14 protein-coding genes are annotated in these 17,024 nt (G+C 35.4%); 8 read left to right on the top strand and 6 right to left on the bottom strand.

All coding sequences use genetic code 11. The annotated features are described in order from the left end of the window. Positions 1-62: 62 nt before the first annotated feature. On the bottom strand, positions 63-941 hold the full coding sequence (locus VUJ46_RS08450) for a cupin-like domain-containing protein (protein WP_326984547.1): 879 nt from the start codon (positions 939-941) through the stop codon (positions 63-65). A 420-nt stretch (positions 942-1,361) separates the two neighbouring features. On the opposite strand from VUJ46_RS08450, the gene kbl reads away from it, so the two are divergent. The 6 genes from kbl to VUJ46_RS08420 all read left to right on the top strand — a co-directional run bounded on the left by kbl (position 1,362) and on the right by VUJ46_RS08420 (position 8,009). Then, positions 1,362-2,558, top strand: a complete 1,197-nt coding sequence (gene kbl, locus VUJ46_RS08445; RefSeq protein ID WP_326984546.1) for a glycine C-acetyltransferase — start codon at positions 1,362-1,364, stop codon at positions 2,556-2,558. A gap of 125 nt (positions 2,559-2,683) precedes the next feature. Next, positions 2,684-3,061 carry a hypothetical protein gene (locus tag VUJ46_RS08440; RefSeq protein ID WP_326984545.1) on the top strand — a complete coding sequence of 126 codons (378 nt, stop codon included), beginning with the start codon at positions 2,684-2,686 and terminating at the stop codon, positions 3,059-3,061. Between the two features lie 308 nt (positions 3,062-3,369). Then, complete coding sequence (locus tag VUJ46_RS08435; protein ID WP_326984544.1) at positions 3,370-3,918, top strand: CopD family protein; 549 nt, start codon at positions 3,370-3,372, stop codon at positions 3,916-3,918. A gap of 90 nt (positions 3,919-4,008) precedes the next feature. Beyond that, a complete protein-coding gene (locus tag VUJ46_RS08430) occupies positions 4,009-4,737 on the top strand; it encodes an ABC transporter permease subunit (protein ID WP_326985084.1) in 729 nt (242 codons plus the stop codon). 4 nt (positions 4,738-4,741) lie between these two features. Then, positions 4,742-6,412: a gliding motility-associated ABC transporter substrate-binding protein GldG gene (gene gldG, locus VUJ46_RS08425; protein ID WP_326984543.1), complete on the top strand. Its 1,671-nt coding sequence runs from the start codon at positions 4,742-4,744 to the stop codon at positions 6,410-6,412. 256 nt (positions 6,413-6,668) lie between these two features. Then, positions 6,669-8,009 (top strand): IS5 family transposase, encoded by a 1,341-nt coding sequence (locus VUJ46_RS08420; RefSeq protein WP_326981209.1) that lies wholly within the window; start codon positions 6,669-6,671, stop codon positions 8,007-8,009. Positions 8,010-8,727: 718 nt separating this feature from the next. Here VUJ46_RS08420 and VUJ46_RS08415 read toward each other — a convergent pair. The 4 genes from VUJ46_RS08415 to VUJ46_RS08400 all read right to left on the bottom strand — a co-directional run bounded on the left by VUJ46_RS08415 (position 8,728) and on the right by VUJ46_RS08400 (position 11,279). Next, positions 8,728-9,048 carry a type II toxin-antitoxin system RelE/ParE family toxin gene (locus VUJ46_RS08415; protein ID WP_326984542.1) on the bottom strand — a complete coding sequence of 107 codons (321 nt, stop codon included), beginning with the start codon at positions 9,046-9,048 and terminating at the stop codon, positions 8,728-8,730. Positions 9,049-9,051: 3 nt separating this feature from the next. Then, positions 9,052-9,291, bottom strand: coding sequence for a hypothetical protein (locus VUJ46_RS08410; protein ID WP_326984541.1), 240 nt, complete (start codon positions 9,289-9,291; stop codon positions 9,052-9,054). A 49-nt stretch (positions 9,292-9,340) separates the two neighbouring features. Next, complete coding sequence (locus tag VUJ46_RS08405) at positions 9,341-10,255, bottom strand: helix-turn-helix domain-containing protein (protein WP_326984540.1); 915 nt, start codon at positions 10,253-10,255, stop codon at positions 9,341-9,343. Positions 10,256-10,439: 184 nt separating this feature from the next. Further along, entirely contained in the window at positions 10,440-11,279 is an 840-nt protein-coding gene (locus tag VUJ46_RS08400; protein WP_326984539.1) for an SDR family NAD(P)-dependent oxidoreductase, read from the bottom strand. Between the two features lie 325 nt (positions 11,280-11,604). Here VUJ46_RS08400 and VUJ46_RS08395 point away from each other — a divergent pair, with 325 nt between their 5' ends. Both VUJ46_RS08395 and VUJ46_RS08390 read left to right on the top strand, forming a co-directional pair. Next, positions 11,605-14,571 carry a SusC/RagA family TonB-linked outer membrane protein gene (locus VUJ46_RS08395; RefSeq protein WP_326984538.1) on the top strand — a complete coding sequence of 989 codons (2,967 nt, stop codon included), beginning with the start codon at positions 11,605-11,607 and terminating at the stop codon, positions 14,569-14,571. A gap of 10 nt (positions 14,572-14,581) precedes the next feature. Then, the gene (locus VUJ46_RS08390; RefSeq protein ID WP_326984537.1) at positions 14,582-16,090 is read left to right on the top strand and encodes a RagB/SusD family nutrient uptake outer membrane protein; all 1,509 of its coding nucleotides are present in this window, start codon (positions 14,582-14,584) and stop codon (positions 16,088-16,090) included. 179 nt (positions 16,091-16,269) lie between these two features. Here the strand turns inward: VUJ46_RS08390 and VUJ46_RS08385 are convergent, their stop codons facing one another. Then, positions 16,270-17,007 (bottom strand): SDR family oxidoreductase, encoded by a 738-nt coding sequence (locus VUJ46_RS08385; protein ID WP_326984536.1) that lies wholly within the window; start codon positions 17,005-17,007, stop codon positions 16,270-16,272. Positions 17,008-17,024: the final 17 nt, after the last annotated feature.

The raw sequence follows: 17,024 nt of genomic DNA, 5'->3' as shown, positions 1-17,024 counted from the left end.
TGATGAAAGCATGGCGTATAATAATTCCATAGTAAATTGTTTTTAGGATTAATATTTCTGATTTATATTTGAAAACTTTTCTGCCTTTTGATCGCTCGGTTCGCCTTTCGTGTGGCTTTTCTTACTTTAAAATTGAACCATTTGTTCTTAAAAACAGTTCTCATAACATTGTCAAAATGTCTGATCAAAACTAAATTTCTGAAACCTCTCCATTTTTCAATAAAACTTGAAGGTAAAGCTCTGATGGAAACGGAATACCCTTCCGTCTCATATTGAATATAATGCCACCAGCCGGATGGAATATAAAGGGTTTCGCCAGGTTTTATGATGGCCTCGTAACCGTCCAGATATTGTAAACCGGGAAATTCGTCATAGTCCGGTTCTTTAATATTGGTAATGCTGTGAAAATTATAAGGAAGTTTATACAGTAAATCCGATTGTTCCCAAGGAAAAAGCCAGATTCTTTTGATTCCCTGAAACTGTGTGATAAAAACATGCGACATATCAATATCCACATGATTTCTGGTGATAGAACCTTCGCCTCCGAAAAACATAAATGGCAGCCATTTTATAATTTTACCATTGGTAACATCGTTATAATGTAAGTCGTTCTTTAATTCCGGTTTTATACTCAATAAATTGAATAAAAAAAGACGATGCTCAGTAGGAGCAGTGGTAATCATATCTAAATATTTGGCGAAAGTGCTCTGTCCGACAGGTTTGCTTGCCACACGATCCAGTGATTCAATTTCACTACCGTAAATATTAACTTTATTGTCGCCCGCAATTTCTTTAAAGTAATCATAATTCCATTTTGTAAAGGCCGGACTTGCCGGTGCCACAAAATCTTTCATAATAACCGGTTTTGCAGGTTTCATGTAAGTGCTGAGGAAGTCTTTAGTCGAAATATTTTTAAGTTTTTGTACTGGTGATAATCTCATTTTCCTGAATTTAAAAGAACAAATATAATAATTAGTCTACTAAAACTATAGACTAATTGTGTTTTTCTGATGTATTTGATGGTTTCTAGTTTCTAGTTTCTAGTTTAAAGTTTTTGGTTTAAGGTTTAAAGTTTTTGGTTTAAAGTTTTTGGTTTTTGGAATTTTCTCTTTAATCAAATAATCTGCGTTATCTGCAAAATCTGCGAGAGCAAAAAAGCAGCATTATATATTGCCTGAAAGACTTTTGTACCAGAAAAAAGAGACATCAAATGCTTAAACCTCAGCGATCATCAGCATTAAAAATAGATCCTTTAATTCTGAAAGTTCAAATCAATTCAACCGGTTATCACAATAAAAATCATAATCGTGCTCAGTTTTGTTCGATTTTATTAAATTAGCATATCTAAAAAATTACTTACAATGATCTCTAAAAAGTATCTTGAAAACTTACAGAACGAACTTCAAAATATTGAGAACGACGGACTTTACAAAAGAGAAAGAATCATCACTTCTCAGCAAAGCGCAGAAATAGAAGCCAATGGAAAGAAGCTGTTGAACTTTTGTGCTAACAATTATCTGGGATTATCAAACCATCCGGAAGTCATGAAAGCTTCTCAGGATATGATTGAATCTCACGGTTACGGAATGTCTTCTGTTCGTTTTATTTGCGGAACTCAGGATATTCATAAGCAACTTGAACAAAAAATAGCCGACTTTTTAGGTTTGGAAGACACCATTCTGTATGCTGCTTGTTTTGATGCAAATGGAGGGGTGTTCGAACCTTTATTTACTGACGAAGATGCCATTATTTCAGATGAACTGAATCATGCTTCAATCATCGATGGGGTACGTCTTTGTAAAGCAGCAAGATACCGTTATAAAAATAACAATATGGAAGATTTGGAAGCTCAGTTAATAGCGGCTTCTGAAAAAAATCACCGTTTTAAGATCATCGTTACAGACGGAGTTTTCTCAATGGACGGAATTGTTGCTGATTTAAAAGGCGTTTGCGACTTGGCAGATAAATACGATGCTTTGGTGATGGTTGACGATTCTCACGCGACAGGTTTCATTGGAAAAACAGGTCGTGGAACGCATGAAGCCAATGAAGTAATGGGTAGAGTAGACATCATTACATCTACATTAGGAAAGGCTTTAGGTGGTGCTTTGGGAGGATTTACTTCCGGTAAAAAAGAAATCATCGATATGCTGAGACAGCGTTCAAGACCTTATTTATTCTCCAATTCATTAGCTCCGGGAATTGTGGGGGCAGCGTTGAAAGTGTTGGATATGATCTCTGATGATACTTCGCTTCGTGATCAGGTAATGGAAAATGCAGAATACTTCAGAACGGAAATGAAAGCAAAAGGTTTTGATATTCCTGACGGAGACGCGGCCATTGTTCCGGTAATGTTGTACGATGCACCTTTGGCTCAAAAAATGGCAGAAAAACTAATGGATGAAGGAATTTACGTCATCGGATTCTTTTATCCTGTGGTACCAAAAGGAAAAGCAAGAATCAGAGTTCAGCTTTCTGCAGCTCATACCAGAGCGCACTTGGATAAAGCGATTGCTGCTTTTGAAAAAGTAGGAAAAGAACTGAATGTGATTTCTTAAAAATAAAATAGCTCTACAATTGTAGAACATAGCAGGATTTCTTATATTTACAGAAATCCTGTTTTTTTATGAATAAAATAATTCTCTTTTTGTTTCTAATTTTAGTGATTTCATGTAAAACTAAAATGAATCAATATATTCTAACCGATGATCAACACAAGAAAAGACATGGCAAATGGAAGGAAGAATATTCCGCCGACGATGGAAAACTTACCGCCATCGGAAAATACAATAAAGGCGAAAAAGTAGGAAAGTGGAAGATCTATCTCGGAAACCAGCTTTACGAAAAAAATAAAGTCCGAAAAGATATCACGAAGATCAAAAGATATTTTCCCGATGGAACGCTTATGGAACGCGGACAAACGAAGCTGGACATTTCAGTAAACGAGCGCCATTGGTATTATTTCGGTGACTGGAAATATTTCAGTAAAGAAGGCAAACTTTTATACATTAAAACTTTTTATCGAAACCAAAAAGCAGACAGTGTTTCTTATGCGAAATAGTTTTTATCAGTAGCTTTTTCCGGCTTTCGCTACTCGCTTTTTTAAGATTCTGGCGAGCCTAAAGGCTCGCCAGAATCTTAAAAAGAGCTCAAACATGCCGCTCAATCCGGGCTAGGAAATGGTTGTTTCAATTCAATATTTGTCGTTTTTAAGATAAGTGAATAATCTTTTTATAAGTAGACCATTATTTTAGGTTTAGATTCAAAAGAATAATGAATTCTAAACATAAAACAACAAAGACAATATTTATTCTATTTTCTATCAAATATTTTTATCATTAACATTATATTTGCCATTATTTTTTTCAAATGCTTTACACTATAATAAAAGCGCTTCATATTATCTTTATGGTAAGCTATTTTGCGGGGATTTTCTATCTCGTGAGAATTTTTGTTTATTATAAAGATACCGATGAATTTCCCGAGGAAAAGAAGAACATTTTGAGGGAACAATATACATTCATGGCGAGAAGGCTATGGAATATCATTACCGTTCCGGCCGGCGTAATCATGGCGGTTTGTGGCTTGGTGATGATCTTTTTAAACCCCGGACTGATGAAGATGCCCTGGTTTCATTTAAAACTAACCTTCCTGATCGGTCTGGCGATTTACCATTACTGGTGCTGGAAGAAGGTTTTAAAACTAAAAGAACTCAACGGAAATACACTCGAAACAGCCAATATAAAACTAAGACAAGCGAACGAAATCGCAACCTTCATTTTGTTTCTGGTGGTCTTCACGGTGATCTTAAAATCTCAGGTCATTGAATATTGGTGGCAATTAATCACCGGATTTTTCGTTTTGGTATTTTTAATCATGATGACGGTGAAATTGGTTAACAAGAATAAGAAAAAGTAATGATTTGGTTGCTGGTTAACCGTTTATAGTTGTTGGATGAGAAATCTAACAAAGATCAACCAACAACAATCAACATTTGATAATAAAACTATGATTGCAATTTTTAAAAAAGAACTTTGGAGTTACTTTGGAAACTGGAGCGCGTGGATCATCATTGCCGCATTCAGTTTAATAAGTACTCTTTTTTTGTTTTTTTTCGATAACGATTCCAATATTTTCGAAATCGGACTCGCTTCTCTACAAAGCTATTTTGTATTAGTTCCCTGGTTGCTGATGTTCATCATTCCGGCACTTTCCATGAAAACTTTTGCGGAGGAGCAACAAACGGGAACCTTAAACTGGCTTTTTTCTCAACCTCTGAAAGTTTCAGATCTGGTATTTGGAAAATTCCTTTCCGTTTGGGTAGTCGGGATTTTATGTCTTATTCCTTCATTAATTTACCTTTACACCGTGTACGTTTTAGGTGTTCCGGAAGGAAATATTGACTTGGGGATGACCTTCGGAAGCTATTTCGGACTGATTATTCTGATCGCAACATTCTCAGGAGTCGGGATTTTAGCCTCTTCGCTGTCTCAGAATCAGATTATGGCTTATTTGTTGGGCGTTTTCATGTGTTTCATCATGTATTTCGGAATCGAACAGCTGGCAAGTTATAAACTATTGGGAAGTGCAGACTTTATTCTTCAGAATATCGGATTTTACCAGCATTTCTTAGGTTTTACAAGAGGTTTGATCGATTTTAAAGATATTGCGTATTTCGTTTTTGTTATCGGTCTTACCTTAGCATTGTCCAATCATTTTATCAATAAAAAGAAGTAGAATTATGAAGAAGATATCATTCAAATCTCCATTAGGAATTTTACTGTTTGTGATCCTTCCCTTAGCTATTATTTTAGCCGTTACCGGAATTCGATTGGATTTAACAAAAGAGAAAAGATACACCCTTTCCGATAATACCGTGAAAGTACTGGAATCTGTGAAAAAACCAGTAACGGTGGAAGTTTATCTTGAAGGAGATTTCCCTGCGAGCTTTAAACAGTTGCAGAGTGAAACGAAATTTATGTTGGAAAATTTCAGAAAGATAAATCCCAAAATAGATTTTAAATTTATTGATCCCATTAAAACCAAAATGTCGAAAGACAGCCTGATGGCCATGGGAATGCAGCCTTCCGTTCTTCCGGACATTAAAGACGGGAAAGTTTCGCAAATCGTTCTGTTTCCTTATGCGGTGGTAAAATACGGAAGCAATGGCGTTTCTATTCCGTTGGTGGTACAGCAGACAGGAATTGATGCTGATGAACAGTTGAGAAAGTCAATTGAAAATCTGGAGTATAATTTTGTTTCAAATATTAAAAACATCGCAGTTGATAAGAGAAAAAAGGTCGGAATCTTGGTGAATCAGGATGAATTAAGTCCTGAGGAATTTCAAGGTTTTATGCATCTGGCTTTAGAAAATTATGATGCCGGACCTGTTATTCCTAAAAATCAAACGGAGCTTACATTGGCGGATGTTCCTTTATTGAAGCAGATGAGCGCTTTGGTGATTGCAAAGCCGAGAAAAGCATTTACAGACAATGAAAAAGTGATTTTGGATCAATATATCATGAACGGCGGGAAAACGCTTTGGATGATTGATGCCGTCAACGCTGAAATGGATACCCTGATGAGGTCACAAAAAGTGATGCCGTTCCCGGTAGATATTAATATGACCGACTTTTTCTTTAACTACGGATTAAGAATCAACCCGGCGCTGGTAAAAGATGTAAAGAAATTTGCTTTGCTGAAGCTGGTAACGGGCGAAGTAAGCGGAAATCCTCAGTTTACGACTCTTCCATGGCCGTATTATCCGTTGGGAATTGCTGAAAATGACCATCCGATCACAAAAAATATCAATCCGGTAAAATTTGAATTTCCGACTTCCATTGATACATTGGGTGGAAGAAAAAATATCAAAACAAAGGTTCTTTTCGAATCGAGTGAAAGAACTTTATTGAAGCAGGTTCCGAATTATGTGGAATTGAAAGAGGTCGCAAGCGTAGACAGCCTTGGACAAATGGAAAAGCCAAGTACTCCGAAGATCTATGCGGTGGCTTTGGAAGGTAAATTCAACTCTGCGTATGCTTCGAGAATTGAAAGAAAAGGATACCCGAATTTTAAAGATTCAAGTCCTGAAAATAAAATGATCGTCATCGCAGATGGTGATGTGGGGCGAAATAAAATTGTAAAAGGTGAAGCGCTACCTTTGGGCGTCGATCTAATGACCAACGAGCAGTTCGGAAACGAACAATTCCTGAGAAACGCATTAGATTATCTGTTGGACGACAGCAATTTGATTGATCTCAGAAACAGAAATATCGAAGAAAGACTTCTCGACAGACACCGGATCAACGATGAGAAAAGCAACTGGCAGTGGTTTAATTTGCTGCTTCCGCTCGTCATCATCGGGATTTTAGGAGGTTTGTTCTTCTGGTTGAGAAAGAAGAAGTTTGGATAAAAATAGAAAAAGAGAAGTTTTAGGCTTCTCTTTTTTGTTATGTGATATTTAATTATTTAAATTCCGAAAGTAAATCATTAGAGTCAGTAATTCTATCGTTTTTAGAATCTTCTAAGGACTCATCAATTCTATTATTTAGTCATTCCTTAAAAACCAAGTAATATTTTGATTATCAGTTTTATGCACTTATATTTCGTAAAAAATCGTTGTAAAAAATTGCAATAAATTGTATTTTTAGGATATAAAAAGTGGCAAAATGTTAGGCAAAATAAGAGAGGATTTACAGCAGAATTTATTCAAGACCAGGCTTACGGAGCTTATTAATATGGAGCATCCGGTGGTAAAATTAGCTGGGGAGATTTCCTGGGATAAAATGGAGTCAGAGTTTGAGAAATTATTTTCAGAAAACGGAAGACCTTCTATTGCTATCCGTAAAATAGCAGGAATGCTTTTGCTCAAGGAAATGTTTAAAGAAAGTGATGAAAGTGTAATAGAGAGATGGATTGAGAATGCGTATTGGCAATATTTTACCGGAGAAACCTTTTTCCAGACAGAGCAGCCTTTCGATCCGAGCAATTTTGTACACTTCAGAAAAAGAATTGGAGATAAGGGTTTGGAATTTCTTTTGGGACAAAGCGTTTCTCTCCATCCCAAAGCCAAAACAGAAGATGAAGTTCAGGTAGATACGACGGTTCAGGAGAAGAACATTACCTTTCCTACCGATGCCAAATTAGCAAAAAAAGTAATCGACAATTGTAGAAAAATAGCAGAAAAAGAGAGCGTTGTACAAAGACAAAGCTACAGAAGAGTGAGCAAACAATTATTGCGGGACGCTTTTTTTGGACATCATCCCAGAAGACAGAAGAAGGCAAAAATGGCGAGGAAAAAGCTCAGGACGATTGGTAAAAGAGTTCTTCGGGAATTGGAAAGAAAACTTCCTAAAGATGTTTTGAAAGGCTACGAAGACGTTTTTAAAATTTACCTTAAAGCACTCACCCAAGAACGTACCACGAAAGATAAAATTTACAGTCTTCACGAGCCACAAGTTGCGTGTATTGCGAAAGGAAAATCGGGAAAAGCATACGAGTTTGGGACAAAAGTAGCAGTAGTAAGAGGTCGGAAAACAGGGATCATCAGCTCGGTAAAGAGATTTTCTGGCAATCCTCACGATAGTAAAACTCTTGAAGAATCATTGGCACAGAGTGAGAGGGTAAGAAAATCCGTTGGCGGAACAAGACCTACGAAAGCCACTACAGACAGAGGATTTAAAGGAATCAAAGAAGTGGAAGGAACAGCAATTTTGCTTCCCGCAAAAAAAGAAAAAACAAAATATGGGCAACAAGTAGCCAGATTAAGATTCCGGGCAAGAGCAGCCATAGAACCTTGTATCTCTCATTTAAAAAGAAACCACTCCTTAGGATTAAACTTCCTGAAAGGAGTGGCTGGAGATATTAATAATGCATTATTAGCAGGGATTGGATACAATTTGAAGATGAGATTGAATCAAATCAAACAACAAATTCTTCTTTGGCTCGAACTTGTTCTCCGAATCTTTTTAGGCAAATATAATTTTCAAAGTCAAAAAACAGCTTTTTAAGGAGCGACTATTTAATTCTTCAAGAGAAAATGGAGTTAAATCATTCTCATTATAAATCAAAATCTTTTCAAGACGAGAAATCAATTCCTCACTTTGAATTTTCAGAAATTCCTCAATAAATTTTAATTTCCTTGTTTGAATATCCATGAGTGATATATTTAAATCAAAATTACCTATTTAATTTTAAACTAGTTATTTGAATATATAAAAGGCAAATTAATAATATCAATCACTTTTTCGCCTGTATTATTTTTTCCTGCTTCCCAAATGATGTTATCAGTAGCTTTTCCCGCAGCTTTTTTTACTTCATTATTAAATATTTCATTGCTTCCGTAAGTGGAAATATTAAGAACATTTCCTTCTGAATTGATTTTTAAAATAATCTTTGTTTTCAGATTTTTTCCAATAGATTGAATCGCTGATTTATCCAGATTTTTCTTTACATTTTCAAGAAAAACTTTATTTCCTTTAGGATATTGTGCCGGAAAAGCAATTGTCGGAGGAGCGGGAACCGATTGATCCTGTGGCTAGCGAGACTCAAATTTGTCTATTGCCTTTTCTTCATTTTTATTTTGAGCGAAAGCGATTCCAAATGTAAAAACAAATATTACCAGAATTAGTTTTTTCATGATTTAAGTTTAGTTTCTCAAATATAAATAAATAGCTGCAAAATATTCATAAAGCAAAAAATTAAATCTAAACTTTAAAATTTACTTTTTTATTGTTTTGTATTCCGTTTTTCATCGGTCATACCAATAGGATTTTGTCTTGTATCAAATATATCATTGATGACAATGCAATCAGAATCTATCTTATAGATAATTTTATAATTGCTGCTGAGAATATATCGATGTTGTTGATTTAGTTTCTCAAGACATAATTCAATTTGACCAGATTTAGGATTTTGAATTAATTGTTTTGTGGAATCAAGGATTTGTTTTCGAATTTTATGAGCTACTTTTCTATTGACTTTATTAGCGTAATAATCAAAAATGCATTTCAAATTTTCAATGGCAAAGTCAGTCCAGATAATGTTCATTGATTACCAATTTGCAGATTGATTTTCTAAGTCTTCCTGACTTTTAAATCGACCGTTTTTTAAGTCCTCTTCTGATTTTTCAATGCGACTCATTAAAGTTTCCATGGTAAATGGAGTGAATTCAGAATGATCTTCTTTCTCTAATTTAGATAAAATATATTCCTCGATTTTCTCAAAGAAACTTTCGTCCTGAAGTTGAGCAAGATAGGTGATGAGATTTAATTTCCTTGTTTGAATATCCATGACTGATATATTTAAGTCAAAATTACAAATTAATTTTTAATGAAAATAATCAATTAAACAACCTCCTAAACTCCCCCGGCGACTGATTAGTCTTCTGTTTAAACAACTTACTAAACGACTGCGGATGTTCAAATCCCAGTTCATAAGCAATTTCACTTACAGAAAGACTTGTTGTGCTCAGACGTTCTTTTGCCATATCAATGATTTTGTTCTGAATATGCTGCTGTGTATTTTGTTGGGTATGAATTCTCAACAAAGTTCCCAGATAATTGGGTGAAATATTCATCTGTTCGGCGATGGATTTTACAGAAGGAATCCCGTTGTCGAGAAGATTTCCGCTGTCAAAATATTGCGAAAGAATTTCCTCAAATTTTTCCAACAGTTCATGACTTGATTTTTTTCGCGTAAAAAACTGTCGCTCATAAAAACGATCAGCATAAATCAGAAATAATTCAAGTTGGGCAACGATCAATTCCTGGGTAAATTTATCAATATTCGTCTGGTATTCCTTTTCAATATTTTTAAATAAATCAACAATAATTTTCTCCTCTTTATCAGATAAAAAAAGTGCTTCATTAATCTGATAACTGAAAAATTCATAAGACTTTATTTTCTTAATCAGAGAGGTTCCCCAAAGAAAATCAGGATGAATCAGCAATAAATATCCTGTTGGTTCCACTTCAACATCAGGTTTCATTTCCAGACTTAAAAACTGAAGCGGAGAAACGAAACACAGCACGCCGGAATCAAAATCATATTGCTGCTGACCATAATTAAACTTTGCATTAACATTCCGTTTCAAACCAATCGAATAAAAATTTTGTATCCATTTCAGTTCAACATCATTCACAGGATAATGCACCTTACTGTAATCTATCAGGCTGATCAACGGATGTTCAGGATTCGGAAGGCTACAGAAAGCATGAAAATCTGAGATGGAATTAAAACGAAATGTCTCTTTCATAATAGCTAAGTTATTTAATTAATTTGAATGTTGAAGAGAAATACGAATAGAAGATCCTTCGACAGGCTCAGGATGACAGATGCTACTCCCAATCGCCGTAATAGAGACGAATAGTTTTTCAAGGGGGGCATACTGAACTCTAAGCAGTCGAAGGCTCTCTAATTTTGAATAAGTTTCAATAGAATTAAATCCCTGTAGAAACCGTCAGGCTTTCCCAAGCCTTTGCATCTTTAGTAATCGCATCGATTTTGTTACTTAAAAATTCTTGAGTTTCAATTCCTAATAAAAAATGAACCGGAGGATTCTGCTCTTTACTCATTGCAATCAGTGCTTCTGCTGCTTTTTCAGGATCGTTAGGTTGATTTCCGTTGATCTCGTTAAGGTGAGCACTTTCAGAATGTCTTGCAGATTCATAAGCTTTGATGGAATTGGCGGGTGTTCTCACAGAATCCTTATTCAAGAAATCTGTACGGAAATATCCGGGATAAACAACCGTTGCATGAACTCCGAATAATCTTGCTTCTTCCGCCAAAGCTTCTGTAAATCCGGCAACCGCGAATTTTGTAGAACAGTAGATTCCCCAACCCGGAAAGTTCCCTGAATATCCTCCAATTGATGATATATTGAAGATGTTACCTGATTTTTGCTCGCGAAGATAAGGCATCGCGTTTCTAATGACGTTTAAGCTTCCGAAAACATTTACCTCATAATTGGCTCTTGCTTCCTCATCAGTAAGTTCTTCCAGAGTTCCCAATTGCCCATAACCTGCGTTGTTGACAATCACATCTATTTTTCCGAAGTGTTGTACTGTCTTTTCAATGGCCGATTTTACGTCATTGTTATCGGTGATATTTACGTTTAGCGGTAAAAAATACGCTGAAGTTTCGCTGATTGCAGAGATTAAAGAATCAACATTACGGCTTGTTGCTGCCACATAAAATCCTTCTGATAGTAATTTCTTCACCAATTCAAATCCTAACCCTTTTGAAGCTCCTGTCACGAACCATACTTTTTTTGTTTCCATTTTTAAATATTTTTTGTTTTAAATGATGGTACAAAGATGAGGAGGTAGGAGATGGAAAAAGTAGCTCAATCAATGAAGGATGTGTTCGAATCGTGGATGAAATTATTATTTTTTTTTATTCGAAATAAATAACGAATACTCTTTATTTTAATTGATTAAGTGTTAAATAGGGGGCTTTTTTAATATTTCTTTTGTAATTGACTCGTAATTTACTAATAAAAGATATAATAAATTCTAATTACTTGTTTTCTTGTTAGTTAATTAGCATATTTTAATAAATATTAAAATATAGTTTGAGTAATTGTAGAATATTTAACATATTTGCATGAAATATTTATTAAATTATGTTAATATGAATGTGAAATTAAAAGTGTTATCAACCGCTGTTGTTTTTTTTACAGGCCAATCTGTAATGGCACAGATCGATTCAACAAGGACAAAGACGAAGGATATTGATGAAGTGATCATTGTTGCATACGGTACGCAGAAAAAAGGTACTGTAACTGGATCTAATGTTCAGGTAGATTCTAAACAGATTGAAAATCGCCCTATTTCCAATGTTTTGCAAGCGCTTGACGGTGCAGGTGCGGGTATTCAGATCGCGGCAGGTTCTGGTCAGCCTGGTGAAGGGTCTTCCATCAGAATTAGAGGAACAGGTTCTTATCTTGTTTCCAACGAGCCTTTGATTATTGTAGATGGGGTTCCTTTTCCCGGAGATCTTAACTCGTTAAATCCTAATGATATTGAAAGTTTGTCGGTTTTGAAAGATGCTTCTTCAACGGCTCTTTACGGGTCGAGTGCTGCAAATGGTGTTATTATGGTAACCACTAAAAGAGGAAAAAAGAATTCTTCTCGATTTACACTTAGTTCAAGTACGGGTATTGTGAGCAGATTTGTGCAGGAATATGATAGAGTTGGCCCTGCGGATTATTATGTGCTTGCTTGGGAGGCTATGCGTAATGGAAGACGAACGAGTTTTCCTACTGAATCATTAGCAACTTCGAATCTTTGGGCAACAAATAATTTGATTTCAGGAAATTTGAAAACGAATGTGTATAATGTTGCAAATAATCAATTGGTTATTGATGGTGTGCTCAATCCCGATGCTAGATTAAAGTACAATGATTTTGATTGGGCAAGCCCATTGATAAATGTAGGACTTAGGCAAGATCACAGCATAAGTTTTTCAGGGGGAACTGACAAGAGTACTTTATTTAGTTCATTAGGGTACACAAAAGAAGATGGATATGTGGCTAAGTCAGATTTTGAGCGTATAAATTTAAGAATCAATGCAGATTCTCAAGTAAGAGAGTGGCTTAAAATAGGAACAAGCTTAAACGGAAGCATTACCAATCAGGGGCTTGCGGTGAATGGTGCTGATAATAATTCTTCTTATGCGAATCCTTATGCATGGACCCGTGGGATGGGACCTATTTATAGTCCTTATCAGCATGACCCTGTAACAGGAGAAAGACTATATGATCTTGATGGAAATGTTTTATATGATAATGGTGCTTTAAGAGGACCCGATGCTGCTGTTGGAAGAAATGTTGTTTGGGAAACTTTATTAAATAGTGATAGAACAAACGGATACAACCTTCAATCTAATGTGTATGCAGAATTTAAACTGTTGCCAGAGTTAAAATTCAGGACTAATGGAGCTTATAATTTTAATGGTACTTTAAATAAGACCTATGGAAATAATTTAATTGGTGATGCATTGGGAATTGGTTCTGCTTCCAGAACAATGTACTTGACAAGAGATTTTACATGGAACCAGATTCTAACCTACGATAAGCATTTTGGAAGTCATGCAGTAACTGTTTTAGGAGGTCATGAAAATTTTAGTTATAAAAGAGATTATCTTTATGGCTATAAGAGAAATCAGGTACTAGATAATTTTTATGAACTGGGCAACTTTATAGAGAATACAACGAGTAACTCTTACCTTAGAGAAAGGACAAAAGAAAGCTGGTTTTCGAGAGTCAATTATAATTATGAAGAAAAATATCTTGTTGAAGGGTCAATAAGATGGGATGCTTCTTCTCGTTTTGCGACGGATGTCAGATGGCAGTCGTTTTGGTCTGCAGGAGCAGGGTGGGTAATTTCAAAAGAAAATTTCTTAAAGGACAGCAAGTTTTTGAATTTTTTAAAGTTAAGAGGATCTTATGGTGAAGTGGGTAATGATGCTCTGGATTCCAATTATGCATATCAAACTCAATTCTCTTTCAATTATAATAATGGCAGTGAACCAGGAGTATTATTAACTAAAGTAGGAGATCCACTTGTTACTTGGGAAACTAAAGCACAATCGGATGTGGCTGTTGAATTTGAATTACTTAACAGAAGAGTACGCGGTACTGTTGAATATTACAATTCGGAAACAAAAGATTTACTTTTTCCATTTCAAACACCTATAAACGGGGGAATACCAGGAAATAGTATCGATCAAAATGTGGGGAACTTAGTGAATAAAGGCTATGAAATTACCCTAAGTGCAGATATTATAAAAAAACAAAATCTGAAATGGACGGTCTCCGTGTATGGTACATCATATAAAAATAAAATTACCCGTCTTTCTCAGGAAGAGTTTATTAATGGGACCAAAAAATTAATGGTAGGTAAGGATATGTATGCGTTTTGGTTGAGATCGTGGTATGGAGTAGACTCTGCTGATGGATCACCATTGTTTGTTTTAGATCAGGATCTTTATCCTAATACTGCAGCCTCGGATGTACGAACGGTAAATGGAGTATTGGTAACGACTAATCAGAATAAAGCGAAGTATGAGTATCATGGCTCTGCAATCCCTGATTTTTTTGGTAATTTTTCTACTACTTTGAACTTTAGAAATTGGGAGTTCGCTGCCTCATTTAATTATCAGATTGGAGGTAAGATTTATGATTCTAATTATGCAAGCTTAATGGATGCCTATCCACAAGGTGGTGCCTCTCATGTTGATGTTAAAAATAGATGGACTACTCCAGGGCAAATTACTGATGTACCTGTTTTAAATTCTGTGACGGCAACAGCTTCAGGAGCTGCCTCGTCAAGATGGTTGGTGGATGCTAGTTATTTGATGTTAAGAAATGCTTCTATAGGATATAATTTTAATCCAGAGATTGTAAAATCTGTAGGAATTAACAACTTAAAACTATTTGTAAGCGGAGAAAACCTTTGGGTAACAAGTAAAAGAAAAGGACTGGAGCCATATTCTACTTTCAATGGTACTGTTACCAATAGATATTCACCGGCAAGAATTATCACTTTCGGTTTAAGTACAACTTTTTAATTTAATCAAAATGAAATTTATCAATAATAAAACACTTTTAATTTCAGGACTTTCTGTGTTAAGTATTCTTTCTTCATGTGAAAGGGAAGATTTAGAAAAGGACCCTACAGAGTCCGCTAGTGAAGAACTCGTAACTTCAAATATTGAAAATCTTACGGTTGCATTAAATGGAATGCACAGAAATATGTATTACAGACAGAACTCCAGCCAAGGGCAAAATGGAAATACGGGAGTTATGATCTATATGGATGTAATGGGAGAAGATATGGTTTTTCCTTCTACAGGAAATAACTGGTTTGTATCTACTCTGAGATGGCTGGATAGTAATAATGCAACTTCGAGTAATTTATTTTATCCTTATGATTTTTATTATGGACAGATAAGAATTGCGAATATTATTTTAAAGGCTACACCGAATGTTGTTGCTGCACAGAGTGATAAAGATAAGGTGATGGGTGAGGCATATGCTTTCAGAGCATTTTCGTATTTTATGCTTACTCAGATTTATGCGAAGAGATATGTGGCGGGGACTACAAATTCACAGCTAGGTGTACCTTTGAGACTTGATAATTCTTGGAATCCAATACCTAGATCTTCTGTCGAAGAGGTTTATACATCTATTAATTCAGATTTAGAAAATGCTTATACTCTTTTATCTGGGAAATCAAGAACTAATAAGTCTCATTTTAATGAGAATGTAGTAAGAGGATTAATGGCGAGAGTTGCTTTAGTACAAGGCAAATATTCTAATGCAGCAACTTATGCAAAACAAGCGAGACAAGGTTTTAATCTGATGAGTAATGCGGAATATATGTCAGGTTTTAATTCTTATGATATTTCAGAATGGATTTGGGGATATAAACCGACTGAAGCTACTACTGATTTCTTTGGTAATTTTATGGCGTATATGTCTAGAAATTATAATTCAACACAGATAAGACAGGCACCTAAGGTCGTAAATAATTTGTTGTACTCAAAATTTCCTACAACGGACGTTAGAACTCAGCTTATAGATCCTACAGGTGAGCATCCAGAATTAAATCTGCCCGCTACCTTTAATTTATTTCCTTATACTTCCAAAAAGTTTCTTTCTGTAGATAATACCGGAAATATAGACAGTGATACAAGTTTAGGAGATATTCCGTTTATGAGATCTGCGGAAATGTATCTGATAGAAGCAGAAGCATTAGCTAAAGATGGTAGAGAGGCCGAATCTAAAGTAGTATTTAACGAATTTACAAAAAATAGAAATCCTTCCTATACCGGAGCTACAACAACTGGAGCCAACTACATAACTGAAGTTCTTACGAGTAGAAGATTAGAACTTTGGGGTGAAGGTTTTAGATTTCTGGATTTAAAAAGACTAGACCTACCTTTGGACAGGACTGGTGCAAATCATGTGTCTTCGGTTACGAATAATTTAAGTACAGTACCTGCTGGAGATAAGAGATGGACATGGCTAATTCCACAAGCAGAAATTAATGCTTCTCAAGGCCTTGTTGTACAAAATGAATTGTAGTTTTACAATTAAATAAAGATTTAACAATTCTAATATATTAATGAAAGTTGTCGGAGCTACTCTGGCAACTTTCTGTATTTATAAAAGCTTCTCGAAAAAATGTAGTGTGGCATTGAGTGAAATTTCAATAAAAAAAGAGAAACCCGAAAGTCTCTCTTTTATAAAATAGCCTTGAAAAACTACCAAGGGCTAATTCCAATTTCATCCTCAATATCATTACTGAAATACTGTCCGGTGGGGGCATTTTCACCGGTTAATGTATGTTTGATGATAAAAGAGGCTGCACTTTCTACAGAGCCTGGTCCGTTATGGCCGTTGAAATCGGTGGCCGTATAACCGGGGTCGATGACATTTACTTTGAAAGGCAAATCTCTTAATTCATACGCAAGAACGATGGTATAAGCATTCAATGCGGATTTTGAGGGTCCGTAAGCAGCATTTTTCACATGATAATACTTCCATTTCGGATCGCTGTGTAGTGTTAAGGAACCCAATCCTGAAGTAATATTACTGATTCTCGGACTGTCCGATTTTTTAAGCAAATCTAAAAATGCCTGAGTAACATTGATAACTCCAAAGAAATTGGTCTCAAAAACCTCTCTGATATTTTCTACGGAACCTTCGGTCGCGGTTTGAGGAATAGCACCTAACACTCCTGCATTATTGATCAGAATATCTAATTTTTCTTTCTCGTTTTCAATACTATTTTTTGCTTTTGAAATTGATTCTGGGTTGGTAACGTCGATTTCAATTGCTTTAATATTTTGATATCCTTTTTCAACTAAATCTTTTACGACTTCTTCACCTTTTGCAAGATCTCGGCTTCCTAAATAAATGAATAATCCCTTTTCTGAAAGTTGCTTTGCGGTTTCCAGACCAATACTTCTGTTGGCTCCGGTAATAAGTACTGTTTTCATTTTCTTATTTTAAATTG

The organism is Chryseobacterium sp. MYb264 (assembly GCF_035974275.1).
Classification (GTDB): Bacteria; Bacteroidota; Bacteroidia; order Flavobacteriales; family Weeksellaceae; genus Chryseobacterium.
Note: the sequence above shows the minus strand (reverse complement) of the source record. Positions and strands in the feature narration are given on the sequence as shown.